Consider the following 26,602-nt stretch of genomic DNA (forward strand, 5'->3'; position numbering starts at 1 on the left):
TCATGTCACGCCAGGCTTCCGAAGAGCGCCCAGTTCAGCGCGCGTTCGATCTTGACGTTCACGAACCGGCCGATCGCCTCGCGCGGGCCGGTAAATTCGACGATGTCGTTGCTTTCCGTGCGCCCGGAGAGCCAGCCCCAGCCGGAGCGGCCCTCCCCCTCGGCCAGCACCCGCACCGTGCGACCGACCATCCCCGCCTGGATTTCCCCGCGGATTTCGCTCTCCGCGTCGAGCAGCTCGCGGAACCACCGGGATTTTTCCTCCGCGGGGACCGGGTCGTCCATCAAAGCGGCCTTCGTCCCCGTGCGGGGAGAAAAAAGGAAGGTGTAGAGGGTATTGTAGCGCACCCGCCTCACCAGCGCGAGGGTCTCCTCAAAGTCCTCCCGCGTCTCGCCGGGAAAGCCGACGATGATGTCGCTCGAAAAGGTGACGCCGGGGATCGCCTCGCGCGCGTAGTCGATGAGTTCGAGGTAGCGCTCCGCCGTATAGCGGCGGTTCATCGCCGCGAGCACCCGGTCGCTGCCGCTCTGCACCGGCAGGTGGATGTGGCGGCAGACCTTTTCGCTCGACGCGATCGTATCGATCAGCTTTTTCGTACAGTCCTTCGGGTGGCTCGTCATGAACCGCAGCCAGAAATCCCCCTCCACGGCGTCGACGCGGCCGAGCAGGTCGGAGAAGTCGACCGGCTCGGAAAGCCCCTTGCCGTAGGAGTTGACGTTCTGGCCGAGCAGGGTGATCTCCCGGTAGCCGGAGGCGGAAATCTCCCGGGCCTCCCGCAGCACGTCCTCCGGATTTCTGCTGCGCTCCCGGCCGCGCACATAGGGCACAATGCAATAGGTACAGTAATTGTCGCACCCGTACATGATCGGCAGGTTCGCCTTGATGGCGCCGTCCCTGCGCAGCGGCAGCCCCTCGATGATCTCCCCGTCCCCCGGCGCCACCGAAAACTGCCGCCGCTCCCCCGAAAGCCGCCGGAAGAGCAGCTCGGGCAGCGTGTGCAGCGCGTGGGTGCCGAACACGAGGTCGACGTAGGGGTAGCTCGCACGAATCCGTTCCGCGACCGCCTGCTGCTGCATCATGCAGCCGCAGAGCCCGATCAGCATGCCCGGGCGGGCGCGCTTGACCTTTTTCAGGGCGCCCACGTTGCCGAACACCCGGTCCTCGGCGTTTTCCCGGACCGCACAGGTGTTGTAGATGACCAGATCCGCGCAGCTTGGGGAATCGGTGAAGCCGTAGCCCATCTCCGCGAGCATCCCCGAGAGCTTTTCGCCATCCGACTGGTTCTGCTGGCAGCCGAACGAATGGACGAACGCCGCCGGGGGATGATCGTAGCGCCGCGCCAGAAGCTCCCGCACCTGTCGGGCGAACTCCCGCTGCCGCGCGATCTGTGCGGACGATGCCGCCGCCTGTTCCGTTGCCAAAACGCGTCCTCCCCGAAATCAATTTGCATACCGTATTATCATATCATTTTCGACGGTTTTTTTCAAGGGAAGGAAACAGGAAAGGAGGGATTCCGCGGAATCCCTCCTTTCTGACCGTACACGTTACAGCGACTCGCCGAACGCCTTGCCGAGTTCCCTCGCCTTGGCGAGGTCCTCCTCCGAAGGCACGAAGCAGACCTTGTATCCCTCGCCGAAGAGGCTCATCTTGAGCCCTGCGAGGCGGGCGGACAGGTTGGGCACCGCCTCGCCGCTCCAGCCGTAGGAGCCGAAGACGAGCACCGGCTTTTTCTTGTTGTTGACCGCGTCGACGTGGGCCAGCAGCATCCAGGCGGGCGGCACCGCGTCGCCGTTGATCGTCGGGCTGCCGAGCGCGAACGCGTCGGACGAATTGAGCAGCGCAGCCAGCCTGCCCATGTCGTGTTCGATGATGTCGAAGCAGTCGACCGCCGCGTCCGGCTTCGCCTCCAGGATGCCCTCGCGGATCGCGGAGGCGATCTTGCGGGTGTTGCCGTAGGCGGAGGTGTAGAAGACGGGCACCGTCAGGCGTTCGTTCTTCTGCGGCTGGCTCCACGCGGCGTACCGTTCCTTCGCGTACTCGAGGCGGCAGCCCTTTGTGAGGACCGGGCCGTGGCTGTTGCAGCAGAGCTCGACCGGCAGGTCCTTGATCTTTTCAAGCCCCGCGAGCACATAGGGCTTGAAGGGCCCGAAAATCGCGTCGTAGTAGTTTTTGAAGGCCGCCTCGTACTTGGAGGGATAGGCCATATTGTAATCGAAGGTGTAGGGCTCGCAGTAGTGCGCGCCGAGGAAGTCGCAGGAGAAGAGCGCCTTCTCTTCCTCCACCCAGGTGAACATCGAATCGGGCCAGTGAAGGAAGGGCGCGTTGATGAAGCGCAGCGTCGCCCCGCCGATGTCGATCGTGTCGCCGTCCTTGGCGGCCTGCACCGAAAGGTCGCCGCGGTTGGTGATGTTCTTCAGGTAGATGCTCCCCGCTTTGGACGCGACGATCGTCGCGTTGGGGATGTATTCGAGCAGCTGCGCGAGGCTGCCCGAGTGGTCGGGCTCGTTGTGGTTGAGCACCACGTAGTCAATCTTTTCGGGGTCGATCACCTCGCGGATGTTGGCCAGGTACTGCTTGAAATAGGTCTTGTGGCACGCCTCGACCAGGACGTTCTTCTTGTCCCCCTTGATCAGGTAGGAGTTGTAGGACGTGCCGTAGTCGGTCGTCATGACGATGTCGAACACCCGCATGTTGGGGTTCAGGATTCCGACGGAGTAGATGCGGTCGGTAATTTTCACTGCTGCCATTTTGGTTTCCTCCTGTATACAAACGAGGTGACCATTTGACAGGTCAAATGGTCACGCGTCGTTCCTTATTCCGCTTCAAACTGCTCTTTGCCGACGCCGCAGAGCGGGCAGACAAAGTCGGCGGGCACGTCCTCCCACTTGGTCCCGGGCGCGATGCCCTCCTCGGGATAGCCCTTCTCCTCATCATAGACGAACCCGCAGATGCTGCATACATACTTTTTCATGTCACAAAACTCCTTTATACCGGTTTTCAGCGGTTCCCGCTGTTTCTGCCACAAATATACCATATTGGTGTACTATTTGTAAAGCCCCAAACCGCACAAATTTGATAAATTTATAACATTTTTTTTAGGTATTGCCCCGTATAGGACTCCGGAACCTTGCAGATCTCCTCCGGCGTGCCGGCCGCGACGATGGTTCCGCCCGCATCGCCTCCCTCGGGGCCGAGGTCGATGATGTAGTCGGCGGTTTTGATCACCTCTAAATTATGCTCAATTGTGATGACGGTATTCCCCGCGTCCACCAGCGTCTGCAAAACGTCGATCAGCTTGTGCACGTCGGCGGTGTGCAGGCCGGTCGTCGGCTCGTCAAGGATGTAGACGGTGCGCCCGGTCGGCCGCTTGGAAAGCTCGGTCGCGAGCTTGACCCGCTGCGCCTCGCCGCCCGAAAGGGTCGTCGCGGGCTGGCCGACCTTGACGTAGCCGAGCCCCACGTCGTAGAGGGTCTGGAGCTTGCGCGCGATCTTGGGCACGTTTTTGAAGAACGCGAGCGCCTCCTCGACGGTCATCTCGAGCACGTCGTAGATCGATTTTCCCTTGTATTTCACCTCGAGCGTCTCGCGGTTGTAGCGGCGGCCCTTGCACACCTCGCAGGGCACGTAGATGTCCGCCAGAAAGTGCATCTCGATGCGCACGATGCCGTCGCCCTCGCACGCCTCGCAGCGGCCGCCCTTGACGTTGAAGGAGAAACGGCTGGACTTGTAGCCGCGCATCTTGGCGTCTGCCGTCTGCGCGAAGATTTCGCGGATGTCGGTGAACACGCCGGTATAGGTCGCCGGGTTGGAGCGCGGGGTGCGCCCGATCGGCGACTGGTTGATGTCGATCACCTTGTCGACGTTCTCCATACCGAGGATGTCCTCGTGCCTGCCCGGCTTGACGCGCGGATTGGTGAGCTCCCGCGTCAGGCGCTTGAAGAGCACCTCGTTGATCAGCGAGCTCTTGCCCGAACCGGAGACACCCGTCACCACCGTGAAGATTCCGAGCGGGATCTCCACGTCGATCTCCTTGAGGTTGTTTTCCGCCGCGCCGACGATTTTGAGGCTCTTCCCGTTGCCCCTGCGGCGCTCCGCGGGCACTTCGATCCGCTTGGCCCCGGAAAGGTACTGCCCGGTGATCGACCGGGGGCAGGCCTTGATCTCGTCCACCGTGCCCGCGCAGACCACCTCGCCGCCGTGGATCCCCGCGCCGGGGCCGATGTCGACGATGTAGTCGGCGGCGTACATCGTGTCCTCGTCATGCTCGACGACGATCAGTGTGTTGCCGAGGTCGCGCAGCCGCTTGAGGGTGGCGATCAGCTTGTCGTTGTCCCGCTGATGCAGGCCGATCGACGGCTCGTCGAGAATGTAGAGCACCCCCATGAGCGACGAGCCGATCTGGGTCGCCAGCCGGATGCGCTGGCTTTCGCCGCCCGAAAGGGTCCCGGCCGAGCGCGCCAGCGTCAGGTATTCCAGGCCGACGCTGCGCAGGAATCCCAGCCGCTCGCGGATTTCCTTGATCACGAGCTCGGAAATCATCTGCTCGCGCGGGGTGAACTCGAGATGGTCGAGAAAGTCGAGCGCGCCCACGACCGACAGCCGGCAGAACTCGCTGATGTTGAGCCCGCCGACCGTCACCGCGAGCACCGTATCGTTCAGGCGGTTGCCGTGGCAGACGGGGCACTCGACGCTGTTCATCCAGGTGGTGATCTCCTCGCGCATCCACGCGGAATTCGTCTCGCGGAAGCGGCGCTCGAGGTTGTTGACGATCCCCTCGAAATCGGTGTAGTAGGAGCCCTTCATCGACCCGCCCTCGCGGTGCATAAGGATCTTTTCCCCCTTGGTCCCGTAGAGCAGGACCTCCACCGCCTGTTTGGGCAGATCCTTCACCGGCACGTCGAGGGAAAAGCCGTAGTGGGCGGCGAGCCCCTCGTAGTACATCTGCGCGATGCCGCCCTCGGCGTAGTACCAGCCGGAGGCGCGGATCGCGCCCTCCCGGATGGTCAGGCGCTTGTTGGGGATGACGAGTTCGGGGTCGACCTTGAGGAAGGTGCCCAAACCCGTGCACTTCTCGCAGGCGCCGTAGGGGGCGTTGAAGGAGAACATGCGCGGGGTGAGCTCCTCGATGCTGATATCGTGGTCGGGGCAGGCGTAGTTGGAGGAGAAGGTCATCTCCTCCCCTTCCGCGTCTACGATCGCGATGCCGCCCGTCAGCCCGACCGCCGTTTCGAGCGAATCGGCCAGGCGGGAGCGGACCCCCTCCTTGATCACGAGCCGGTCGACGACCACCTCGATCGTGTGCTTCTTGTTCTTTTCGAGCTTGATCTCCTCCGAGAGGTCGTAGAGGTTGCCGTCCACCCGCACGCGTACATAGCCCGAACGCCGCGCGGCGTCGAACTCCTTGATATGCTCCCCCTTGCGCCCGCGCACGGTGGGCGCGAGCACCTGCACCTTCGTCCCCTCGGGCAGCGAGAGCACCCGGTCGACCATCTGGTCGACCGTCTGCTGCTCGATCGGCCGGCCGCAGACGGGACAGTGCGGAACGCCGATGCGCGCGTAGAGCAGGCGAAGGTAGTCGTAAATCTCGGTGACGGTGCCGACCGTCGAACGCGGGTTCTTGGAGGTGGTCTTCTGGTCGATCGAGATCGCGGGGCTGAGCCCCTCGATGCTGTCGACGTCCGGCTTCTCCATCTGCCCCAGAAACTGCCGCGCGTAGCTCGACAAGCTCTCGACATAACGCCGCTGCCCGTCCGCGTAGATGGTATCGAACGCGAGCGAGCTCTTGCCCGAGCCGGAAAGCCCTGTAAAGACAACCAGCTTGTCACGCGGGATCTCAATGTCGATATTCTTGAGGTTGTGCTCCCGGGCACCCTTGATGACGATTTTATCCAAAGCCATAGTCTATCTTCCGTTTCCTTTATTTTGGCAGCCTGCTGGGGCGGGCGCGCTCGTCCTCCGCCCTGAGCTTTGCAATCTTGTCGCGCAGGTAGGCCGCGTGCTCGAACTCGAGGATCTTCGCCGCGTTCTTCATCTCGAGCGTCAGCTTGGAGATGAGCGCCTCCCGCTCCTTGTGGCTGAGCTTCTTTCCGCGCTTGCCCTTTCTGCCTTCGACCTCGTCCCTCGTCGAGATTTCGAGGATGTCGCGCACGTCCTTTTTGATCGTCTGCGGGGTGATGTGGTGTTCCCTGTTGTAGGCCATCTGGATTTCCCGGCGGCGGTAGGTCTCGCGGATGGCGTTCTCCATCGACTCGGTGACGCTGTCCGCGTACATGATGACCCTGCCCTCGGAATTTCGCGCCGCGCGTCCGACCGTCTGCACAAGGGAGGTCTCGCTGCGCAAAAAGCCCTCCTTGTCCGCGTCGAGGATCGCCACGAGCGACACCTCCGGGATATCGAGGCCCTCGCGCAGCAGGTTGATGCCGACCAGCACGTCGAACTCGCCCAGGCGCAGGTCGCGGATGATCTCCATCCGCTCGATCGTGTCGATGTCGTGGTGCATGTAGCGGATGCGCACCCCCATGTTCTCCATGTAGGCGGTCAAATCCTCCGCCATCTTCTTGGTGAGGGTGGTGACGAGCACCCGCTCCCCCTTCTGGGCGCGCTGATTGATCTCCGAGAGCAGGTCGTCGATCTGCCCCTCGACCGGGCGCACCTCGATCTCGGGGTCGCAGAGCCCCGTCGGACGGATGACCTGCTCGACGATCTCGGCGCTCTTCTGGCGCTCAAACTCGCCCGGCGTCGCCGAGACGAAGACGACCTGGTTGAGCTTCTGGTAGAACTCGTCAAAATTGAGCGGCCGGTTGTCGAGCGCCGACGGCAGCCGGAAGCCGTATTCGATCAGGCTCTGTTTGCGGGAGCGGTCGCCGCCGTACATGCCGCGCACCTGCGGCAGCGTGACGTGGCTCTCGTCCACGAAGAGCAGGAAATCCTTCGGGAAGTAGTCGAGCAGCGTGTAGGGCGTGCTGCCCGGCGCGCGGCCCGAAATGACGCGGGAGTAGTTCTCGATCCCCTTGCAGAAGCCGATCTCCTGCATCATCTCGATGTCGTAGTTGGTGCGCTCGGCGATCCGCTGCGCCTCGATCAGCTTGCCGCGCTCCTTGAAATAAGCCACCCGCTCCTCGCTCTCGCGGCGGATCTCATCGATCGCGGCCGCCATCTTCTCGGGCGGCACGATGTAGTGGGAGGCCGGGTAGATCGCCACATGGCTGACGACGTTCTTGACCTCCCCGGTCAGCGTGTTGATCTCGGTGATGCGGTCGATCTCGTCCCCGAAGAATTCGACGCGCACGGCGGTATCCCCCGAATAGACGGGGAAGATCTCCACAACGTCGCCGCGGACCCGGAACTTGTTGCGCACAAAGTTGATGTCGTTGCGCTCGTACTGGATCTCCACCAGCTTTTTGATTAGCTCGTCCCGTTCCCTGTGCATTCCCGTGCGCAGCGAGATGACCATGCTGTGGTAGTCGATCGGGTCGCCCAGCGTGTAAATGCAGGAGACGCTCGACACGATGATCACGTCCCGCCGTTCGCCGAGCGAGGCGGTCGCCGAGTGACGGAGCTTCTCGATCTCGTCGTTGATCGCAGAATCCTTTTCAATATAGGTGTCCGTGTGGGCGATATAGGCCTCCGGCTGGTAGTAGTCGTAGTAGGAGACAAAATACTCCACAGCGTTGTGCGGGAAAAATTCCCGGAACTCGCTGCAAAGCTGCGCGGCCAGCGTCTTGTTGTGCGCCAAAACAAGCGTCGGGCGGTTGACGTTTGCGATGACGTTTGCCATCGTGAACGTTTTGCCCGAGCCTGTGACGCCCAGCAGGGCCTGTTCCTTCCTGCCCGTCAGCACGCCTTCGGTCAGCTTTTCAATTGCCTGCGGCTGGTCCCCCGTCGGTTTGTAGGGGGCGACCAGCTCAAATTTTCCTTCTTCCATATACCTCCCCCGCTTTGGGCCGTCAGATCAATCGATTGACGCGTTTAAGAGAACAGATGTTCGGTTTATCTAGTGTAGCTTCTTTTCCATCAAAAGTCAACAGTTTATTTTACCACAGATTCGACATGATTTCAAATGCCCGCCGCCGAAAGATTCTGCCAGCCGCGCGGCGCGCAAAGGGCGCTTCCAAAGCGGAAGCGCCCCGTCGTTATCCGTTTTCTGTTTTGTCCGCGGATTCCCGCCACCGGCCCGGCTCGCCGGGCGCGCCGTCCTGGGAGAGCGCGTCCTCCATCAGCGAGATCAGTTCGAGCGTGCTGCGGAACCGCTGGGTCTGGTCCCGGTTGAGCCAGCGCACCGTCCCCTGCCAGGTGGCGTTCTGCCGGAAGAGCACGCTGATCACAAACGTCGCCCGTTTCCCGGGCTCCTCCATGCCGATGCGGGCGAGCATCTCCTCCAAATCCCCGCGCTGTTCCGCCGCCGGGACAGACGGCTTTTCCTCCGCCGTTTTTCCCCGTTTCTTCTTATGGAACGAGCGGATCTGCATGGAGCTCTGCGGGAACCGTTTTTCATTATAAAACTGCTCCATGCGGGTGATCAGCGCAAGCACCCCGGAAAACGTCGTAATACCGAAGGCCGGAGAGGCCAGCCGCCCGTTCAGGTCGTGGTCCTCCGTGCTGTCAACAAATACCCAAACGGAGGTTGGGCTGACCGCCCCCAGGTTTCCTGACACCATCTGTGGTCCCTCCATCTCACAAAATTTAGAATAAGCCCTAAGGCCGCTCAAAGGAAAAGAAACCGGAATCGCGCATCGAAACGTAATCCGACCCTGCAAAAATCAGGTGGTCGGCAAGACGGATTTTCGCCGCCGCCAGCGCGTCAAAGACCGCGCGCGTCGCGAGCATGTCCGCGTTGGACGGAAGCGCGAGCCCGCGCGGATGATTGTGCGCGAGGATCACCGACACCGCATGGCGGCGCATCGCGGCCTCGAGAATGTTGCGGGTGTACATCGGCGCGGCGTTGATGCTGCCCTCTGCGATGAAATCGCCGTAGACGACGCCGCCCCGGCTGTCCATGCAGAGCAGGAAGATCATCTCGTTGTTGCGCCCGATGAATTTCGGCCGCAGGAAGGTCCCCACCTCTTCGATCGTGGCGAGAACCACTCCGTTTTCATCATAGTCGTCGAGGTACCGGCGCGAGAGCCCGGGCACCAGCTTGAGCAGCGTCGCGACGTTCGCGCCGACCCCCTCCACCTGGCAGAGTTCGTCGAAATCCGCGTCCAGCACGCCGGAAAGCGATCCGAAACGCGCGAGCAGACGGTGCGCCAGCTCGTTGGTGTCCCGCTGGGGCACCGCGTAAAAGAGGAGCAGTTCAAGCACGTTGTGCGGGGCGAAGCCGTCCAGCCCCTCCTTTAAGAAGCGGTCCCTGAGCCGCTGCCTGTGTCCCTCGTGCACATTCGCCATCCGCTCTTCACCGCCCGCGTTTCCAGTATCTTAGTACATATTATAACAAAATAATTCCTGTTTGCCTAGACCCCGTCGATTTTTCCCGACTTTCGCCGGCGGAGCTTGTGTGCTATAATAAGCGCGGGGAATCCGCTCACATCCGGTCGCCCCCGCCGCGGGCGGTTCAACGCCGCGCGGCCATTGATTTACAGGCCCCCTTCGACCATCGGGGCCGCGGAGGTTCGCCATGAGGGAATTCGTCATCAACCAAAACGACGCGGGCCAGCGTGTGGACAAGTTCGTGACCAAGGCGGTCCCGCTGCTGCCCCAGGCCCTGCTCTATAAATCCATCCGCACCAAGCGGATCAAGCTCAACGGCAAGCGGTGCGAGATCTCCACCCGTCTGTGCGAGGGGGACCGGCTTTCCCTCTACCTGAACGACGAGTTTTTCGGCGGCGCGCCCGGCGCGCCCGCCTTCCTCTCCGTCCCGCCCACGGTCGACGTCCTCTACGAGGATGAAAACATCCTCCTCGCGGACAAGCGCCCCGGCCTGCTCGTCCACGAGGACGAGGGCGGCCAGACAGACACGCTGATCAACCGCATCCTCCACTACCTCTACCAAAAGGGCGAGTACGACCCCGCCCGGGAGAACAGCTTTACGCCCGCCCTCTGCAACCGGATCGACCGCAATACGGGCGGCATCGTCATCGCGGCCAAAAACGCGCCCGCCCTGCGGGTGCTCAATGAAAAGATCAAGGCCCGCGAGCTGCAAAAGCTCTATCTCTGCGTCGTGCACGGCACGATGCCGCGCCGGTCGGACACCCTCAAGGGCTTCCTCATTAAGGACAGCGCGGCGAACACCGTCACCGTCTGCGACCATCCCGTTCCGGGCGGCCGCACCATCCTCACCCACTACCGCGTGCTCGGCGAGAACGGGCGCTTCTCCCTGCTGGAGGTCGACCTGCTGACCGGCCGCACCCACCAGATCCGTGCCCACCTCGCCTCCATCGGCCATCCGCTGCTCGGCGACGCCAAGTACGGCCGCAACCGCGACAACCACGGCACCGGCTACCAGTTCCAGGCCCTCTACTCCTACAAGCTCACCTTCCGGTTCCAAGGCGGCGCGGGCCCTCTCGACTATCTGAACGGCAGGAGCTTTGAGGCGAAGAAGGTGTGGTTCCGCGACGAGTTCCTCTCCGGGAAGCTCCTGTAGCACTTTTTTTTGAAAAGTGCTTGACAAATTATCTGTAATGATTATAATTACAGATAGAAGAAAATAAACCGGAAAGGATGATTATATGAATATCTTAACGATCACAGCGGACAATTTTGAGGCTGAGGTCCTGAAATCGAGCGAACCCGTTCTCGTGGACTTCTGGGCGCCCTGGTGCGGCTACTGCCGGATGCTCGCCCCCATCTTCGACCAGCTCGCCGCGGCCTACGAGGGCAAAATCCGGTTCGCCAAGGTGAACATCGACGACGTGCCCTCGCTCGCACAGCAGTTCTCGGTGATGACCATCCCCACCCTGCTGCTCTTCCGCGGCGGCAAGGAGAACGAACCGCTCGTCGCCGCCAAATCCAAGTTCCAGATCGAGGAGTGGCTCAAGCAGTCGGGCGCGATCTGATACCAGAAGGCTGAAAGGCCCCGCCGGCACCGCCGGCGGGGCCTTTTTCGCGCGCATCCGTCTCCCTTGAAAAACGTTCTTGACAAACGGAACCGGCCTGCTATAATGGAATTCCATTCACCAACTCCGGAGGACCCGCCGTACGGTGCGGCGGGCCGTCTTCTGACCTCGGACGCAAACACAGCCGGGCGGGCGCGTGTCTGCGTCTTTTTGACCGTCCGGCAAATAAAAGGAGGTTTTATGGAACAATCGAAGCCCCACGGCTGGAAGCGCGGCTTCTTTACGATCGCGGCCGGGCAGACCGTCTCGCTGATCGGCAGCAGCGCCGTCCAGTTCGCGCTGATCTGGTGGCTCGCCAGCGAAAGCTCCTCCCCCATGACGATGGCGCTGGCGGGGCTCTTCGCCTTCCTGCCGCAGCTGGTGCTCGGGCCGTTCGTCGGGGTGTGGGTCGACCGTCTCAAGCGCAAGACGGTCATCATCTCCGCGGACCTCTTCATGGGCCTGGTCGCGACCGTTTTCGCGGGCGTCTTCCTGCTCGGCAGGCCGCCCTTCTGGTCGGCCTGCCTCGTGCTGGGCATCCGGGCGGTCGGGAACGTCTTCCACACCCCCGCGATCCAGGCGGCGATCCCCATGCTCGTGCCCCGGGACCAGCTCGTCCGCGCCAACGGCTGGAGCCAGTTCATGCAGTCGGGCGCCTTTATGCTCGGGCCGGTGCTCGGCGCCGCGATGTACGCCGCCCTGCCGCTTCCGGTCATCCTGCTCTCCGACCTGGTGGGCGCAGTCGCGGCGAGCGTCACGGTCGCGGTGGTGAAGATCCCCGATCCCCCGCGCTCCGGGCAGGAGCTCCCGCATTTCCTGAGGGAGATGCGGGACGGCGCGGCCGTCTTCCTGCGCGACCGCAGGCTCTTCACCCTCACCCTCTGCGTGTGCGTGGGGATGATCTTCTACATGCCGCTCTCCTCCTTCTATCCGCTGATGACGAGCGATCATTTTCAGGCGACGGCCTGGCACGCAAGCCTCGTCGAGCTGCTCTACGCGGCGGGTATGATGCTCAGCGCCGCAGGTCTCGGCGCGGTGGGAACGATCAAAAACAAGTTTTCCGTCATCCACCTCGGCCTGCTCGGTTTGGCGGCAAGCACCCTGCTCTGCGGAATCCTTCCAAGCGACATGGCCTTTTTCTGGCCCTTCGCGATCTTCTGCGCCGTCATGGGCGCCAGCGGGAACCTCTACGGCATCCCCTTCATGGCCTACATGCAGGAGTCCGTCCCCCACGAGGCGCAGGGGCGCGTCTTCTCCCTGCTGGGCAGCATGATGTCGCTGGCCATGCCGCTGGGGCTTCTGATCGCGGGGCCGGTCGCCGAACGCTTCGGCGTGCCGCTCTGGTTCTTCCTGTCGGGGATCGTGCTCTTCGCCGTCACCGGCGTAAGCGCCCTCCTCACCCTGCGTCCGCGCGGACGCGATCTGCAATGAAAAAAGAGCGGCTGGAAATCCAGCCGTTCTTTTTTGATACGGGCCCGGCGCAAAGGCCGGAAAGGACCGTTTCTATTCGCTCGTCAAAAGCTTGCTGATCTCCCGTTTCATTACGGTGATGTCTAGCGGCTTCGCCAGGTGCCCGTTCATCCCGGCCTCCCAGGCGGCGGCGATGTCCTCCACAAAGGCGTCCGCCGTCATGGCGACGATCGGGATCGATGCCGCGTCGCCGCGCGGCATCGCCCGGATCAGCCGGGCCGCGGCGTATCCGTCCATGACGGGCATCTGGATATCCATCAGGATCAGGTCGTAATACCCGGCCGGGGACGCCCGGAACCTCCCCGTTCCCTCCCTGCCGTCGCCGGCGCACTCCACCTCCGCGCCCAAATCGGCCAGCAGCATGGCGGCTACCTCCCGGTTGATGTCGTTGTCCTCCACAAGCAGGAACCGCCTGCCGCTGAAGTCCCAGCTCTGCGGCTGCTCCAGCGCCTCCGGAAGCTGCCTGAGCACATATCTCCGGAGTCCGCGGTAGAGGGTGGACGGGAATACCGGCTTGGACAGGAAGCCGTCCACGCCCGCGGCCGCCGCCTCATCCATGATATCCGTCCAGTCGTAGGAGGAGAAGATCAGGATGGGGAGCCCCGGTCCAAATTCGCCGCGGATCTGCCGCGCGGTCGTGATGCCGTCCTGTCCCGGCATCTGCCAGTCGAGGATCACCGCGTCGTAAGGCCTTCCCGCCTCTTTCGCGGCCCGCGCCATCTCCACGGCCTTCTTCCCGGAATCCGCCCACTCGCCCTCGACGCCCAGTTCCCGCAGGGCTTCCACCGTATACTCCCGCACCATGCCGTCGTCGTCGGAAATCAGGATCCGCAGGCCGCAAAGATCGGACGGCCCCGGAGCCTCATCCCCCGGGGCGTCCACGATCCGGAAGGGCAGGCACACGGTGAACGCCGACCCCTGCCCGACCCGGCTTTCGACCGCAATGGTCCCGCCGAGCAGGTCGACCATCTTTTTGGTGATGGCCATCCCGAGACCGCTTCCCTCGGTCTTGTCCGTCCGGCTGTCCTGCGCCCGGATGAACGCGTCGAAGATGCGTGAGAGAAATTCCGGCTTCATCCCCACGCCGGTATCGCTGATCGTGAACCTGTAGTCGGCGAACCCCGAGGAGAGGAGTTCCCGCTCCTCCACCTCCATCGTCACGCTGCCGCCGGCGGGCGTGAACTTGGAGGCGTTCGACAGGATGTTGATCAAAATCTGACGCAGCCTCAGCGCGTCGCTGGAGACATACTCGTGATGGATGCCGCGCAGGCGGATGGAGAACTTCTGGCGCCGTTCCTTGATGCTGGGCTGGATGATCGCCACGGTATTCTCCATCACCTCCGCCAGGGACACCACGTCGTCGCTGAGGACCATTTTCCCGCTCTCGATCTTGGACATGTCGAGGATGTCGTTGATCAGCCCCAGCAGGTGCTTGCTGGAAAGCGTGATCTTGTCGAGGCAGTCGGAGACCTTTTTCGTATCCCCCAGATGGTTCGACGCGATTTCCGTCATGCCGATGATGGCGTTCATCGGCGTGCGGATATCGTGGGACATGTGGGAGAGGAAATCCGACTTGGCGCGGGTGGCGGATTCCGCCAGGGCCAGCGCCTCCCGCAGCTGCTGCGCCTGCTCCTCGAGCTCCCGCTGCATCTCCTTGAGGTCGGTCAGGTCGGTGATGTCGATGAAGATGAACAGGTAGACCGGGTCGCCGCCCATCCAGTCGACACATTCCCCCTGCGTCTGAAGCCAGGCGGTCTGCCCGTCCTTGCCGTGGAGCTTCAGCAGCATCCGGACCGGATCGCCCCGTTCAATCTTCCGCCGGTGCTCGACGACCGCCCGCTCGTTCGCCTTCAGCTCCCTTTTCAGCAGCGCCTGGAACGCCCCGCAGTCCTCGGGCGAGCCAAAAAAGCCGTTGAACTGGTCGTTGGAGTCCCAGACGTCGATCTCGTGGTTCCGTTTGAACCGGAACCGAGCGGCAAAGCCGGGGAGGCTGTTGTAGGTGATGTCCTGGTCCTGCTGGACGCGGACCAGGTCGTCGATGTTGGTGATGGAGGTGTACGACACCCGGCAGTCGTTGATGTATTCGTTTGTAAAGGTGGCCACAAAGCGGACCCAGATATGCCCGCCGCTTTTGACCGGCATGCGGGTGGTGAGAGAGTATCCCGAACGGCCGCCGGCCAGCATCTGCGTAACGGCGGCCACGATCTTTTCCCACTCGTCCCGGTACCCGTGGTAGGGGTAGTAGAGGTCCGGGCGGTTATGGAACAGGCTTTCGTATTCCTCCCTGGGATACTGGATCATCCTGTAATAGAAATCGTTCGCCCAGATCAGCGTGTAATGCTCATCCATCAGGTGCTTGCTCACGCTGGTCTGGAGCATGCTCATCAGGGTGTCGTACTCATAACCCATATGGGCGATCACGAAATCACCCTCCCGATTTTCCTGCTGCAAATATTCCGGCTCCCGTTCCCGCATGAAACATCCCTTCCATCCAACGAATTTCTTCCAAAGTGACGAAACCTGTCCGGGTGTCTGGCGGATTCCACGCCGCTATGATAAAATAGAACCGAGGTGAGTTCATGGAATTCGACGTCGGGGTATACAGCCTCATCTACGAATATTACGAAGCCAGGATCCTCTGCGGGTATTACCGCTTTGACGACCGTCTCCCCTCCATCCCCAGGATCAGCGCCTTTTTTCAGGTCGCGCCCGCGACCGTGCGTAGCGCGCTCTCCCTGCTGGAAGAAAAGGGATACGTCGCCGTCAACGCCAAAAAGGCGGCGCGGGTCACCTATCGCCCCGATCCCGCACGGTACCGGGAAAACGCCGCCCTTTATTTCGTCCCGCGGGAAAGCGGACTTGCGGATATGACGCAGGGCGGCCGCCTGATTCTCGAGCCCTGTTGGGAGGCCGGACTGCTCCAATGGGGAAAATCCAGCTGGCAGGAGCTGCTGCTCCGGCTGGATACCGACCGGCCGGGTTTTTTGTCGATGCGGATCGCCTTTTATATCCTGGCACTCAGCGCGCTGGACAACCGCCTGATTCTCAATCTCTACTGGGAGATCATCCGCTACCTGCGTTTCCCGCTTTTGATCGAGAGGCCGGTGGTGGACGTCGAATCGGCGCGCGGCGGCCCAAACCCGGAGAACGTCTTTGCCCAAATCAACGCGGTCCTTGTCGATACCTACGCGCAGGCTTCCTCCGAGCTGTTCGCCTTTATCCAAAAGGCGCGCGAAGAGTATTCGCTGGAAAACGCGCCGCAGATTCCCTTCCGGTGGCACATCTACCGGCAGCGGCCCCAAATGCGTTACTCGCTGGCGTCCCGCGTGATCCGGGAAATCCAGCGCGGGACCTATTCGGCGGGAGACAGCCTGCCCTCCCTCTCGGAGATGTCGCGGCGGTACGGGGTCTCCCTGAACACGGTACGCCGGATGCTCAGCCTGCTGAACGAGTTCGGCATCACCGAATCCCACAAGGGCAGAAGAGCCTCCGTCCGCATGGAACCCGTCCGTTTCGACCTCACCAAATCCGAACACCAAAACGGCCTGCGCCTCTATCTGGAAGCCCTGCAGCTGCTGGAATTGACGATCCCGCGTGTCATGCGGTTTACTTGGGAAGCGGTTCCTTCCGAACGGCTGAAGCAGATGCAGGCCGATCTGGCCGTTCTACGGCAAAAGGAAACATGCGAGCTCTGTTTTGAAATAGGCTTCACATTTGTGACCGAACAATGTCCGCTTGCGGTCGTTCGGGAGTGTTACGGCCAGTTGCTCGAACTGCTCACATGGGGGTATCCCCTCGCGATGTTCCGCCTGGGGACCCGTGCCATCCATCCGGAATACGCGGATTTTGTGGAACGGCTGGAACGCTGCCTGCGCAAAAACGATCCGGAGGGCTTCTCTCTTGCATGGAAAACCCAGATGGAGCGGGAATACGGTCTGGTCCGCGCCTTCATCGAAAAAGAACGGGCCGGCCGGGAGGCGGCTCTGGCCGGACCTGCGTAAACGATCCGGCCTCCGTGCGTTCCGTTTAAAATCTGAACCATATATGGACAACGTTTGGATTCTAATATACCATTTTTCCCGCACAAAGGCAATAGAACGTACGATTTTTCCCGCCGGTCCGCCGTAGGGTTCCAAAAAGGGCCTGCTTTTGACCTTGGTCAAAAGCAGACTCTTTTATAACTTTGCAAAATGCTCCGACATCTACCCGGGTGCCGCCCTGGCACAAAAAACCCGGCCCGTTTCAAAAACGAGCCGGGATTTTGTCTTTGGCGGACAAAAAAGATGCTAACGAGTTAAACATTGTAGGGACTCGAACCCTCGAATCGAAGTTCTCATTTACTGTCATAGTTCAGAACGTCGTTTGAGCAGTATTGCTTGAGCGCAGGGATGTCTTCTCCAATGGTTTTCCAGGTGAATTGCACATTGAGTCTGCCAATAGGCATGGGCGACAATATTCCGCAGCCCACGAATGCCCTGCCAAGGAACAGTATGATGGGTTTGTTGGAAGTCATCTGAAAGATGCCTCGCCAATTCGCCAATTTGGAGAATGCACAGCGCGTAGGGGTTATGGTAGACAAGATGCAGATGGGTTTGACTTGAACCCTCGAGGTTTTTCATGATACATATAGAATTTCAAAAACCAAATGGCAGTATACCATGGTCTTATTGTTAAGCATCATATAATTGAAGCCCGGAGTAGCCTAATGAATGTGAAGCATTGGTGGTTACTTCTGTAATTTTTTTTTCTAAACATTCAAGCAGATTTATTTTTTTGTTTAGTAATTCCTCCAGTTCGGCTAAACAAAATCGCACGATAATAAGATCATCTTTTAAGAAAATATGATTAACATTTTCTTTGAATGTTCTAGGTTCACTCTGCTTACTAACAAACACACCAAATTTCATTCCGGCATCATGTAAAATTCCCCGAAATTTCTGTAAGTAATCTATTGACGGTGTTTGGTTTTCATTTTTACATTCAATATAAAAGCTACTCCCAATTCGGTTAAGTAGCATACAATTACTTAGCCATTTTACTCTAACCATTGTGTCAATTTGATTTGTCTGGGTTCTTTGCCCTGTTGTGGCACGGAATAAGACACACTGCGAAAACAAAGTGCATATAAAATATTCAAGAGAAGCACCTTGCTTGGTTGTTGTATCATGGATTCCTTTTACCTGATCTAACTGATACCTCAGTTTATCAAAATTTTGTACACAGAACAGGTCATCATAAGCCGACCTGCTTTATAAAACTGCGTATAACAGGAATAACTAGATACTCCTCATGGATATCTCGAAAAATTGATGAAAGTTTAAACATTCGGTTGCCTCCCCACACTATATTGTCAGATTGCATACTAGATAATTAAACTGGAAGTTACTTTATAATACAATTATACACCGCTCTTACACTTACCGCAACCTTTGAATGAAGTTCTGACATACCCTGTCTGGAAAGGCACTCTCCCTTACTGATAGATAGTTCTCCTTAATAAAAAGGCATCGATTTCTGTGAGTCTAACAATCGCTGATGTCCCTATGTGATAAAAGACAAAGACGGGTTTATGCTGTATAGACTTGAACCCTCGAAGTTTCGTTGATACATATAGAATAATGGCAATTTCTATACCATGAGAAGAAAAATTTCCTCTATACAAATGTCAGTGTACTACGAATTGTAAAATGCGAAAGAAATCAGTCGCTTTTTACAGCAACTGACTTCTTTCGACAAAATATGGCGGAGATGGAGAGATTCGAACTCTCGAGGAGCTTTTGACCCCTACACGATTTCCAGTCGTGCGCCCTCGACCAGCTAGGCGACATCTCCAGACTTGTCCGCGCGATTGGCACCTGATTATTATACTACGCAGATCGCAAAAAAGCAATATGTTGTCCTAAAAAATTTTGCCAATTTTTTTGCATGAAAAAACCGCCCGACAATGCGGACGGTTTCAACCCCCTCAGGAGTCCGTTCCCATCTTAATGCGCACATATTTGTGCTCCCGCACGGTCAGCACCACAAAGACCACCCCGACGAGGATATCCATCATGGTGCCGAGGATGAGAAGATCGAGCGTGGCGATCTCCGCGCGGCTGAAGATTTTCATAAAGATCAGGTTGAAGAAGACGGCGGCCGCTGACAAGCCGTAATAGGATGCGAGCTCTTTCCTGCCGACCCGCTTCACAATGTTTTTGCAGATCAAAAAGAGCCCAAAGAGTACGACGACCCCGGTCGAGACGTACACCGCCACCGGAAGCCGTTCAATATCTGTCGTAAACACATATGCCAGCGACGCGAACTTGACCGCCGTCGCCAAAACCATCAGATAGAGCATCAGCTTTCTGAGCAAAAACTTCCCCCCGTTTCCAATCAGATTTTTGCGTAAAATTTATTGTAACCGATTCTGTCGTTTCTGTCAAGTTTTGCCCGTCTGATGCGGCTTCGCGGGGTTTACTCCACGTCGTCCAGCAGCGCGCCGACGTTCTCAAAGCTGCCCGTCAGGGAGGCCACGACCCCTTTATAGACCACGATCGGGTCGTCCAAAAACCGCTCCCTGATCCGCCCGCAGGTCTCCTCATCGGGCAGAAGGATGGTCAATTTCAGCAGATCGCTGCCCACGTCGGTGATCGTCAGCGTCAAAAGGTACCCGTCGTCCGCCTTTTGGACCTCCGCCTTGTTGTGCGCGCGCCGTTCCCTACGGATGAAGTAGCGGTTCGCGGCGTCCACCGCCTTTTCCCGCACGCTGAGCGGAAGCGTTTTCTCAAACGTCCCGGCGGCGCTCTCTCCCAGGTCGGTCAGGGTGTAGCACTTTTCCCCCTCGCAGCCGCCGATGGCAATATGCCCGCTTTTGACGAGCGCGGCCGCCGCGCTCGCCGCCTCAAAATAGTTGCCGATCCCCTCGCCCACGAACAGTTCGATCAGGGCGGAAACGGGCATCGGCCGTTCGATATGCTTGAGGACGTGGCAGATCAGGATCTTGATCTCATAGTCGGTGGTCAGCCCGCCCGGCTCCACGCCCGCCCGGAATCCTTCGTACAAAATTCCCACCCCACAGTCGTCGATTTCCATTCCCTATGATACAATATTTCGGAGGAAAAAGCAAAACCTATTGCCTGACCCGTTTTTCCACGCTTCCCGCAAAATTTACAATCCTGAAACAGCTTTTCCGCGCAAACATGTTATATTGGTGTTGAAACCGGATTTCCCATCCGTTTGAAGCGGAGGGGCGGGGAATCTCGTTGGATAGGAAAAGGAACTTTCCGGAAAAAGAGATGTGACGATGAAAAACCTTACCCCAGAAGAAAAAAAGCAATACCGAAAGCTGATCGCGGCCGCCGTGGGCTTCGTCCTGGTCATCGGGATTCTCTCCCTGCTCTGCATGCCCCTCATCCGGCGCCTCTCCGACCCCGGCAACCAGGAACAGCTCCGCGCGTGGATCGATTCTCTCGGCTTCACCGGTTGGCTGATCCTGCTCGGCGTCCAGATCCTGCAGATCGTCATCGCCTTTATCCCCGGCGAGCCGGTCGAACTGCTCGCGGGCGCGCTCTACGGCGCCTGGGGCGGCCTCTTCACCTGCCTGCTCGGGATCGTGATCGCCTCCTCCGCTATCTTCTTCCTTGTGCGCCGGTTCGGCTACCGGCTGGTGGCGCGCATCTTCGGCGAGCAGAAGCTCAGCGAATTCAAGTTCATCAACAACACCAAAAAGGTGGAAACCGTCACCTTCATCCTCTTCCTCATCCCCGGTACCCCGAAGGACATGCTCACCTATCTGGCGGGCGTCAGCAAGATCAGGCCCGCGCAGTTTTTGCTGATCTCCACCTTCGCACGGATCCCCTCGATCATCACCTCCACCTGGATGGGCGCCTCGGTGAGCCGCGGCAACTGGGGGATGGCGATCGTCGTTTTCCTGCTGACCGCGGCGATCGGGCTGGTCGGCATCCTCTATAAGCAGCGGGTCATGGACTGGCTGCACAGGCTCCACAAGGAGCATTGACCTGAAAAGAAGAGCCGGCGCTTTGCGCCGGCTCTTTTTGTTATTCCGTCTATCGGATCAGCTGCGCCCGCAGCGCAAGCTGGGTGCAATACATGGCAAAATAGCTCGTGAGTTCGCTGCCGTACCGGACAAAGACCGGGTCGTCCTTCCTGCCGCAGAGGCGCGCGAACACCCTGCCGACCGCGCCGATGTCGTCCGGCGAGGAACGCCCCGCCAGGATATAGAGGGAGAGCGCCGCCGAATCGCTGACGAGTCCGTAGGTCTCCCCGGAGACCCGCTGGAGCTCGTCATAGTAGGCGGACATCGCGGACTGCGCCACGATCGAATTGGGCGCCATATCCTCGATCACCCGGCCGACGAGATAGGAAAAAAGCACCTTGCGCTGGGAGAGCGTCTCGGCGCTGTCGAACGCACCGATGCCGAAATAGACGATCCCCCGTTCGTCGGCGGTCAGCTCGGCGGCAAACTGGACCCCGAGCGCGCGCGCTTTCTCCATATTGCCGTTGGCTTTTTCGCGCGCGAAAGCCGCCGCCGCCCCCTCCGAGGTGTCGAAGACCTCCGAAGGATCGTCCGGCGCTATTTTGATATCGCTGTCGTCGAATCGCATGGGAAACACCCTCCCTCCTGTGAAAACGGCCGCCGCTTCCTATTCCCGCGCCTGCTCCAGCGCGAGCGCGAGCTGGTCGGGGCAGGAGGTCGCCTTCATACCGCAGCGGATGCCGCCGAGCAGCTTCACGACCTCCTCCACCGGGCGGCCCTCCGCCAGCCGGCTCACGCCCTGCGTGTTGCCGCTGCAGCCGCCGATGAATTCCACGGATTTGACGATACCGTCTTCAACCTCTGCATGTATCATACGCGAGCAGACGCCTTTTGGTTTATAGCTGATCTTCATACCGGTCCTCCGTCAATCAAATTCTTGCGACGCCCGAGGCCCGGGCCTCGTCCGCGACCGCCTCGGCCACCCGGTCGGCGACCCGCTTGTCCAGCGCGTCGGGCAGGATGCGATCGGCCGAAAGCTCCCCGTCCGGCACCATCGAGGCGATCGCCTTCGCGGCCGCGACCTTCATCTCCTCGGTGATCTCCCGCGCCCGCACCGCGAGCGCGCCCTTGAAGATGCCGGGGAAGACGAGCACGTTGTTGATCTGGTTGGGGAAATCCGAACGCCCCGTACCGACCACCGCCGCGCCCGCCGCTTTCGCCGCGTCGGGCATGATCTCGGGAGTGGGATTGGCCATCGCGAAAACGATCGGGTCCTTTGCCATCGAGGCGACCATCTCCCCTGTCACGAGGTTCGGACGGGAGACGCCGATCATCACGTCCGCCCCCTTCAGCGCGTCCGCGAGGCTTCCCCGCAGCCCGCGGGGATTCGTGATCCTCGCCATCTCCGCCTGCGGCGGGGTGAGCCAGTCCGCGCCCTCATGGATGATCCCGCCGACGTCGCACATCACGAGCTCTCCGAAGCCCATCCGGAGCAGCAGCCTGCCCACGGAGATGCCCGCCGCGCCCGCGCCGTTTAAAACGATGCGCAGGCTCCCCATCCCGCGTCCCGTGACCCTGCAGGCATTGAGGAGCGCCGCGCAGGCGACCACCGCGGTGCCGTGCTGGTCGTCGTGGAAGACGGGGATCTCGCACTCCTCCTTGAGCCGCCGTTCGATCTCGAAGCAGCGGGGCGCGGAGATATCCTCCAGGTTGACGCCGCCGAAGCTCTTGGAGAGGAGCTTCACCGTGTTGACGATCGTATCGGGGTCCTTGCTGTCGATGCAGAGCGGGAAGGCGTCCACGTCCGCAAACGCCTTGAAGAGCGCGCATTTGCCCTCCATGACCGGCATCGCGGCCGCCGGGCCGATGTCCCCGAGCCCGAGCACCGCCGTGCCGTCGGTGATGACCGCGACGAGGTTCCCCCGCCGGGTCAGCGTGTAGGAGAGGGACTCGTCCCGCTCGATCTCGAGGCAGGGCTGGGCCACGCCGGGCGTGTAGGCCAGCGCGAGGTCCTCGCGGCTTTCGATCGGCGCGCGGGAGACGACCTCGATCTTTCCCTTCCAGTCGTAGTGCTTTTGCAGAGCCTGTTCCTTGATGTCCATGCGTCCTCCGTGATTCCTGTTATGATCTGCTCTTTGCGAGCTTGAAAATCCGTTCCAGCGGCTCCTGCATCGTCAGGCAGGTGCCGAGCGGATTGGGATGGTTGGTGTTGCCGCCGTGGAAGTCGGTGCCGCCCGTGGCGATGAGGCCGTACCGCTCGATCACCGCGTCGATCGCGGGGATATCCTTCTCCTTGACGCGCGGATGGTACCGCTCCACCCCGTCGATCACGCCCGCCCCGGCGAGCTCCGCCATCAGGTCGATCGAATCGTACTCGGACGGGTGCGCCAGCACGCAGACGCCGCCCGCGCTTTTCACCAGCTTCGCCGCCTCCCACACGTCCGGATAGGCGTGCGGGACGAAGCAGCTTCCCGTCTTTTCCGCGAGCAGCTGGCGGAAGAGGCTGCCGTAAAGGCTCTCCGCATAGCCGAGGTCGGCGAGCGCGAGCATGATGTGGACGTTATAGAGCGCCGCCGAGCCCTTGGCGCAGCGCAGGACGTGCTCCTCCGTCACCGGAAAGAGCTTCATGACCCTGCGCATGCTTTCCCGGATGGCGCGGTCCCGCCCCTCGAGGGTGTGCTTGAGCATTCCTTCGAGCCGGTCGGGCACCTTGGGCTGGTAGCAGAGCAGGTGGACCTTCCGGTCCCGGGCAAAGTCCCGCGTCGAAATCTCCACACCGCCGATCACCCCGATGCCGTAGCGCTTGCCGAGCTGCTCGGCGCGGCTGACGCCCGCCATCGTGTCGTGGTCGGTCAACGCGACAAAGTCGAGACCGGCGCGTTTGGCATAGAGGATCAGGTCATCGATGCCGAGGGAACCGTCGGAAAAGCGTGTGTGACAATGCAGGTCGCCGATCATCTTTGTCGCCTCCTGTCTTTGGAATCATTCAAATAATTGTTCTTATTATACACCGGGCCGGCCCCGCCGCGCAACTTCTATTTTGAAAATTCGGGAGGCTGTGCTATAATATCCGCAGGGCAAACCGCTTTGCGTTTTGTCCCCGCCAGAGGCGGGAAGCGCCGCTTTTCCGCATGCCGCGGGGCTTTTTCCGCTTCCGGGACCGGAGGCGCCGGCTTTCGCCGGGCACGCCTTTTTCCAACATTTGAATTCGAGGAGTCCGCCATGTCCTATTTGATCGATTCGGGCATCTGGTCGTCGGTCTTCGCGGTGCCGACCGCGGTCGTAGACGACCACATCAAGATGTGCTCCCCCCTCTCGCTGAAAATCCTGCTGCTCATGCTGCGCCACCCGGGCACTCCCGTCGATGTGCAGTGGCTCTCCGAGCGGCTTTGCATCCCCGCCGGCGACGTCGCCGACGCGGTCAACTACTGGGTCGGCGCGGGCATCGTCCGCGAGAGCGGCGCGGCGGCAAAACGCCTCGCCGCGCGCCCGGCCCCTGACGCGGAGACCGCGCCGGTCCTCCCCGCCCCCGCCGTAACGGAAGAAGTTTCCAGCGAGGGGCAGCGGATCGTCACCATCTCGGCGCGGCAGAAGATCTCACGGGCGGACATCGCCGAAATGGAGAAGGCGGATGGCGCCATCGGGGAGCTCCTGCGGGAGGCGCAAAATATCCTGGGTGCCCCGCTCACCCCCGTGGAGAGCGAAATCCTCGTCGCGCTGCACAGCTACTACGGGCTGGACACCGGCGCGGTGCTCATGCTGCTCCAGTACTGCGTGGAAAGCGGGCACCGCAGCATGAACTACCTCGAGAGGACGGCGGCCGCCTGGATGGAGCGGGGCATCTCCTCCCACGAGCAGGTCGAGCAGGAGATCGTCCGCCTCACCCGCAGCGGCGAAAACGAAAAGAAGGTCGTCAAGGCGTTCGGCATCTACAGCCGTTCCCTGACTTCAAAGGAACGCGGCTACGTTGAACGGTGGTTCTCCCTCGGGCTGGATGAAAAGCTCATCTTCCTCGCCTGCGAACGGGCGGTGGAGAATACCGGGAAGGTCTCCTTCGCCTATGCCGACAAGATCCTCTCCTCCTGGAAGACGAAGGGGATCGCGACCGTCAAGGCAGCGGTGGAGGACCTTTCCGCGGGCGCGGCGCGCCGCGCCGCGACGCAGAACAAGTCGGCGCAGACGGGGCGCGACTCGTCGCTCGATATGGACAAGCTGCACGCCCTGCTGCACCGGCAGGCGGACGATTAGGAGGGGCCCCATATGGGATACGCAAAGGAAATTTACCAGAAGGCGCAGCGGGCGCTCGATGAATCCCGCGCCGCCGCGCAGCAGGACGCCCAGCGGCGGCGCGCCGCCCTCTATGCCGAGCTGCCGCAGCTCGGCGAGATCGAACGGGAGCTTTCCGCGACGGGGCTTGCCGCCGCGCAGGCCGCGATCGGCGGCGGAGAGGACGCCGCAAAGCTGATCGAACGGCTGCGTGCCCGCAATCTCGCGCTCCAGGAGCGCCGCGCCGAGATCCTCCGGAACGCCGGCAGGCCGGCGGACGCGCTTGCGGTGCGCTACGCCTGCCCCGTCTGCCAGGACACCGGCTACATCGGGCAGAAGCAGTGCGCCTGCCTCCAGAAGCTGCTGCGCGAGCTCGCCTGTGAGAGCCTTGGCGACACGAGCGGCATGCGCGACTGCCGGTTTGAAAACTTCGACCTCGCCTACTACCCCGTCGAACCCTGTGGGCCCTACAACGTCGTTCCCCGCCGCGCGATGGAAAAGGTGCTGTCCACCTGCCGCGAATACGCGCGCACCTTCTCCCCCAAGAGCGAAAGCCTGCTCTTCCTGGGCGGGACGGGGCTCGGGAAGACCCACCTCTCGCTGGCGATCTCCTATGAGGTCGTCCGAAAGAGCTATGGCGTCGTCTATACGACGGCTCCCCGCCTGCTCGACAAGCTCCAAGCGCAGCAATTTTCCCGCAATGGCGGCGACGATACCGACTACCAGGCGCTGGCCGGGGAGTGCGACCTTCTCGTCATCGACGACCTCGGCGCGGAGTTCTCCACGAGCTTTTCGGTCGCCGCGCTCTACAACCTCATCAATTCCCGCATCATCGGGCACCGTCCGACCGTGATCAGCACCAACTTCGACGAACAGGTGCTCCGCGAACGGTACGGCGACCGCATCCTCTCCCGCCTGCTCTGCGCCTACCGGCCGATGCAGTTTTACGGCGAGGACATCCGGATGCTTAAACGGTACGGGTGATAACCGGAAAAAGAAAAGGGGCCGTTGGCAAATGCCAACGGCCCCTTCGCATCTCATTTCAACTGGTTTTTGAGGTAGCCCATATAGCTCGCGTAGTGGGCGAATACGATGCCCGGCTCCTGCAGGTCGGGGCACCAGCGCTTGAGCCATTCGAGGGAGACAAAGCCCCGGTATCCGTGGTCGGACAAAATTTTCAGCGCGTCGAAAACAGGGACGTCGCCGTAGCCCATCATGCGGTAGACGAGTTTGCCGTCCTGCATCGCGGAATCCTTGACGTGCAGGTAGCGGACCCACTCCCCGATGTTCTCCCACGTTTTGGCCGGGGACTCGCCGAAGAAACGGTAGGGGTGATGGAGGTCCCAGAGCACGCCGCCCGTCTCGAGGTCGACGTCCCGCATGAATTCGCGCATCTTGGAGGAGTCGGCGAGCTCGCCGCTCGTCTCGAGCAGCACCGCGACGCCCGTGCCCTTCGCGTAGGCGCACAGCTCGGTGTAGAGGCGCTTGACCTGCAGGATGTTCTCCCCCTCCATCGGGGCCGCGTTCGGCGTGATGATCACACGCACATAGGGGGTTCCGAGCTTTTTGGCCAGGTCGATGTAGGCCTTCGCCTCGTCCATGTAGCGGCCGTAGTCGCCCGACAGGCCGAGGCAGGCGCCCGAGGTGAGCATCGGGATCTCCATGCCCGCCTTTTCCAGGCGCGCGCGGGTCTCGTCGAGGTGCTTCTCATTGAACGCGCGGATGGAGGGCGCAAACATCTCGTTTTCCACGCCGCGCACCTCGATGCCGTCCAGCCCCAGGTCTTTCGCGGTGGCGAAAATCTCGTCCCACGACCAGCCGGGACAACCCAAAGTCGAAAATGCAGTTTTCATCTTAT

At 60.9% G+C, this 26,602-nt stretch carries 24 protein-coding genes and 1 tRNA gene; 7 read left to right on the forward strand and 18 right to left on the reverse strand.

Going from position 1 to position 26,602, the window contains the following annotated elements:
- Window positions 1–5 precede the first annotated feature (5 nt).
- The 7 genes from miaB to NE609_RS01660 all read right to left on the reverse strand — a co-directional run bounded on the left by miaB (window position 6) and on the right by NE609_RS01660 (window position 9,384).
- Entirely contained in the window at window positions 6–1,421 is a 1,416-nt protein-coding gene (gene miaB, locus NE609_RS01630) for a tRNA (N6-isopentenyl adenosine(37)-C2)-methylthiotransferase MiaB (RefSeq protein ID WP_256151483.1), read from the reverse strand.
- 123 nt (window positions 1,422–1,544) lie between these two features.
- Window positions 1,545–2,747: an FprA family A-type flavoprotein gene (locus NE609_RS01635; RefSeq protein ID WP_256151484.1), complete on the reverse strand. Its 1,203-nt coding sequence runs from the start codon at window positions 2,745–2,747 to the stop codon at window positions 1,545–1,547.
- Between the two features lie 65 nt (window positions 2,748–2,812).
- A complete protein-coding gene (rd, locus tag NE609_RS01640; protein ID WP_101550606.1) occupies window positions 2,813–2,971 on the reverse strand; it encodes a rubredoxin in 159 nt (52 codons plus the stop codon).
- 110 nt (window positions 2,972–3,081) lie between these two features.
- A complete protein-coding gene (gene uvrA / locus NE609_RS01645; RefSeq protein ID WP_256151485.1) occupies window positions 3,082–5,898 on the reverse strand; it encodes an excinuclease ABC subunit UvrA in 2,817 nt (938 codons plus the stop codon).
- 19 nt (window positions 5,899–5,917) lie between these two features.
- On the reverse strand, window positions 5,918–7,924 hold the full coding sequence (uvrB, locus tag NE609_RS01650; RefSeq protein ID WP_256151486.1) for an excinuclease ABC subunit UvrB: 2,007 nt from the start codon (window positions 7,922–7,924) through the stop codon (window positions 5,918–5,920).
- Window positions 7,925–8,132: 208 nt separating this feature from the next.
- The gene (locus NE609_RS01655; RefSeq protein WP_256151487.1) at window positions 8,133–8,657 is read right to left on the reverse strand and encodes a hypothetical protein; all 525 of its coding nucleotides are present in this window, start codon (window positions 8,655–8,657) and stop codon (window positions 8,133–8,135) included.
- A gap of 37 nt (window positions 8,658–8,694) precedes the next feature.
- Complete coding sequence (locus NE609_RS01660) at window positions 8,695–9,384, reverse strand: RadC family protein (RefSeq protein ID WP_256151488.1); 690 nt, start codon at window positions 9,382–9,384, stop codon at window positions 8,695–8,697.
- Window positions 9,385–9,613: 229 nt separating this feature from the next.
- On the opposite strand from NE609_RS01660, the gene NE609_RS01665 reads away from it, so the two are divergent.
- From NE609_RS01665 to NE609_RS01675, 3 genes are all read left to right on the forward strand, one after another.
- Window positions 9,614–10,579, forward strand: coding sequence for an RluA family pseudouridine synthase (locus NE609_RS01665; RefSeq protein ID WP_256151489.1), 966 nt, complete (start codon window positions 9,614–9,616; stop codon window positions 10,577–10,579).
- Window positions 10,580–10,664: 85 nt separating this feature from the next.
- Entirely contained in the window at window positions 10,665–10,991 is a 327-nt protein-coding gene (trxA, locus tag NE609_RS01670) for a thioredoxin (protein WP_101550595.1), read from the forward strand.
- Between the two features lie 240 nt (window positions 10,992–11,231).
- Complete coding sequence (locus NE609_RS01675) at window positions 11,232–12,461, forward strand: MFS transporter (protein WP_256151490.1); 1,230 nt, start codon at window positions 11,232–11,234, stop codon at window positions 12,459–12,461.
- Window positions 12,462–12,533: 72 nt separating this feature from the next.
- Here the strand turns inward: NE609_RS01675 and NE609_RS01680 are convergent, their stop codons facing one another.
- Window positions 12,534–14,951, reverse strand: a complete 2,418-nt coding sequence (locus tag NE609_RS01680; RefSeq protein WP_256151491.1) for a response regulator — start codon at window positions 14,949–14,951, stop codon at window positions 12,534–12,536.
- A gap of 128 nt (window positions 14,952–15,079) precedes the next feature.
- Here NE609_RS01680 and NE609_RS01685 point away from each other — a divergent pair, with 128 nt between their 5' ends.
- Window positions 15,080–16,501 (forward strand): GntR family transcriptional regulator, encoded by a 1,422-nt coding sequence (locus NE609_RS01685; RefSeq protein WP_256151492.1) that lies wholly within the window; start codon window positions 15,080–15,082, stop codon window positions 16,499–16,501.
- A gap of 342 nt (window positions 16,502–16,843) precedes the next feature.
- On the opposite strand, the gene NE609_RS17710 is transcribed toward NE609_RS01685, so the two are convergent.
- The 5 genes from NE609_RS17710 to NE609_RS01705 form a co-directional block, all read right to left on the reverse strand.
- Window positions 16,844–17,119, reverse strand: coding sequence for a DUF86 domain-containing protein (locus NE609_RS17710; RefSeq protein WP_370867115.1), 276 nt, complete (start codon window positions 17,117–17,119; stop codon window positions 16,844–16,846).
- A 51-nt stretch (window positions 17,120–17,170) separates the two neighbouring features.
- Window positions 17,171–17,407, reverse strand: coding sequence for a hypothetical protein (locus NE609_RS01690; RefSeq protein WP_256151493.1), 237 nt, complete (start codon window positions 17,405–17,407; stop codon window positions 17,171–17,173).
- 833 nt (window positions 17,408–18,240) lie between these two features.
- A tRNA-Ser gene (locus NE609_RS01695) sits at window positions 18,241–18,332 on the reverse strand.
- 133 nt (window positions 18,333–18,465) lie between these two features.
- On the reverse strand, window positions 18,466–18,855 hold the full coding sequence (locus NE609_RS01700) for a hypothetical protein (RefSeq protein WP_121585590.1): 390 nt from the start codon (window positions 18,853–18,855) through the stop codon (window positions 18,466–18,468).
- A gap of 101 nt (window positions 18,856–18,956) precedes the next feature.
- A complete protein-coding gene (locus NE609_RS01705) occupies window positions 18,957–19,544 on the reverse strand; it encodes a DUF4364 family protein (protein ID WP_158595505.1) in 588 nt (195 codons plus the stop codon).
- 241 nt (window positions 19,545–19,785) lie between these two features.
- Between NE609_RS01705 and NE609_RS01710 the strand changes: the two genes are divergently transcribed.
- Entirely contained in the window at window positions 19,786–20,499 is a 714-nt protein-coding gene (locus NE609_RS01710) for a TVP38/TMEM64 family protein (RefSeq protein ID WP_121585588.1), read from the forward strand.
- Window positions 20,500–20,548: 49 nt separating this feature from the next.
- Here NE609_RS01710 and NE609_RS01715 read toward each other — a convergent pair whose 3' ends face one another.
- The 4 genes from NE609_RS01715 to NE609_RS01730 are packed head-to-tail and all read right to left on the reverse strand — an operon-like array spanning window position 20,549 to window position 23,436.
- Window positions 20,549–21,106, reverse strand: coding sequence for a hypothetical protein (locus NE609_RS01715; protein WP_121585587.1), 558 nt, complete (start codon window positions 21,104–21,106; stop codon window positions 20,549–20,551).
- 39 nt (window positions 21,107–21,145) lie between these two features.
- Window positions 21,146–21,391 (reverse strand): TIGR03905 family TSCPD domain-containing protein, encoded by a 246-nt coding sequence (locus tag NE609_RS01720; RefSeq protein ID WP_101550565.1) that lies wholly within the window; start codon window positions 21,389–21,391, stop codon window positions 21,146–21,148.
- Window positions 21,392–21,407: 16 nt separating this feature from the next.
- A complete protein-coding gene (locus NE609_RS01725; protein WP_121585586.1) occupies window positions 21,408–22,580 on the reverse strand; it encodes an NADP-dependent malic enzyme in 1,173 nt (390 codons plus the stop codon).
- 19 nt (window positions 22,581–22,599) lie between these two features.
- Complete coding sequence (locus NE609_RS01730) at window positions 22,600–23,436, reverse strand: PHP domain-containing protein (RefSeq protein WP_121585585.1); 837 nt, start codon at window positions 23,434–23,436, stop codon at window positions 22,600–22,602.
- Between the two features lie 264 nt (window positions 23,437–23,700).
- Between NE609_RS01730 and NE609_RS01735 the strand changes: the two genes are divergently transcribed.
- Entirely contained in the window at window positions 23,701–24,726 is a 1,026-nt protein-coding gene (locus NE609_RS01735) for a DnaD domain protein (RefSeq protein ID WP_256151494.1), read from the forward strand.
- 12 nt (window positions 24,727–24,738) lie between these two features.
- On the forward strand, window positions 24,739–25,728 hold the full coding sequence (locus NE609_RS01740) for an ATP-binding protein (protein WP_256151495.1): 990 nt from the start codon (window positions 24,739–24,741) through the stop codon (window positions 25,726–25,728).
- Window positions 25,729–25,781: 53 nt separating this feature from the next.
- Here the strand turns inward: NE609_RS01740 and NE609_RS01745 are convergent, their stop codons facing one another.
- Window positions 25,782–26,597, reverse strand: coding sequence for a sugar phosphate isomerase/epimerase (locus tag NE609_RS01745; protein ID WP_256151496.1), 816 nt, complete (start codon window positions 26,595–26,597; stop codon window positions 25,782–25,784).
- Between the last annotated feature and the right edge of the window lie 5 nt (window positions 26,598–26,602).

Origin of the sequence: Anaerotruncus sp. DFI.9.16 (assembly GCF_024461615.1) — a bacterium.
Taxonomy (GTDB): domain Bacteria; phylum Bacillota; class Clostridia; order Oscillospirales; family Ruminococcaceae; genus Anaerotruncus; species Anaerotruncus massiliensis.

Excerpts from the sequence above, each read along its gene's own strand:
- NE609_RS01665 (WP_256151489.1), top strand. The coding sequence starts at position 9,614 with ATGAGGGAATTCGTCATCAACCAAAACGACGCGGGCCAGCGTGTGGAC.
- NE609_RS01715 (WP_121585587.1), bottom strand. The coding sequence starts at position 21,106 with ATGCGATTCGACGACAGCGATATCAAAATAGCGCCGGACGATCCTTCG.
- NE609_RS01740 (WP_256151495.1), top strand. The coding sequence starts at position 24,739 with ATGGGATACGCAAAGGAAATTTACCAGAAGGCGCAGCGGGCGCTCGAT.
- NE609_RS01745 (WP_256151496.1), bottom strand. The coding sequence starts at position 26,597 with ATGAAAACTGCATTTTCGACTTTGGGTTGTCCCGGCTGGTCGTGGGAC.
- NE609_RS17710 (WP_370867115.1), bottom strand. The coding sequence starts at position 17,119 with ATGAAAAACCTCGAGGGTTCAAGTCAAACCCATCTGCATCTTGTCTAC.
- NE609_RS01690 (WP_256151493.1), bottom strand. The coding sequence starts at position 17,407 with ATGAAATTTGGTGTGTTTGTTAGTAAGCAGAGTGAACCTAGAACATTC.
- NE609_RS01710 (WP_121585588.1), top strand. The coding sequence starts at position 19,786 with ATGAAAAACCTTACCCCAGAAGAAAAAAAGCAATACCGAAAGCTGATC.
- NE609_RS01675 (WP_256151490.1), top strand. The coding sequence starts at position 11,232 with ATGGAACAATCGAAGCCCCACGGCTGGAAGCGCGGCTTCTTTACGATC.
- NE609_RS01720 (WP_101550565.1), bottom strand. The coding sequence starts at position 21,391 with ATGAAGATCAGCTATAAACCAAAAGGCGTCTGCTCGCGTATGATACAT.
- uvrA (WP_256151485.1), bottom strand. The coding sequence starts at position 5,898 with ATGGCTTTGGATAAAATCGTCATCAAGGGTGCCCGGGAGCACAACCTC.
- rd (WP_101550606.1), bottom strand. The coding sequence starts at position 2,971 with ATGAAAAAGTATGTATGCAGCATCTGCGGGTTCGTCTATGATGAGGAG.
- NE609_RS01730 (WP_121585585.1), bottom strand. The coding sequence starts at position 23,436 with ATGATCGGCGACCTGCATTGTCACACACGCTTTTCCGACGGTTCCCTC.
- NE609_RS01660 (WP_256151488.1), bottom strand. The coding sequence starts at position 9,384 with ATGGCGAATGTGCACGAGGGACACAGGCAGCGGCTCAGGGACCGCTTC.
- NE609_RS01635 (WP_256151484.1), bottom strand. The coding sequence starts at position 2,747 with ATGGCAGCAGTGAAAATTACCGACCGCATCTACTCCGTCGGAATCCTG.
- NE609_RS01685 (WP_256151492.1), top strand. The coding sequence starts at position 15,080 with ATGGAATTCGACGTCGGGGTATACAGCCTCATCTACGAATATTACGAA.
- uvrB (WP_256151486.1), bottom strand. The coding sequence starts at position 7,924 with ATGGAAGAAGGAAAATTTGAGCTGGTCGCCCCCTACAAACCGACGGGG.
- NE609_RS01735 (WP_256151494.1), top strand. The coding sequence starts at position 23,701 with ATGTCCTATTTGATCGATTCGGGCATCTGGTCGTCGGTCTTCGCGGTG.
- trxA (WP_101550595.1), top strand. The coding sequence starts at position 10,665 with ATGAATATCTTAACGATCACAGCGGACAATTTTGAGGCTGAGGTCCTG.
- NE609_RS01655 (WP_256151487.1), bottom strand. The coding sequence starts at position 8,657 with ATGGTGTCAGGAAACCTGGGGGCGGTCAGCCCAACCTCCGTTTGGGTA.
- NE609_RS01725 (WP_121585586.1), bottom strand. The coding sequence starts at position 22,580 with ATGGACATCAAGGAACAGGCTCTGCAAAAGCACTACGACTGGAAGGGA.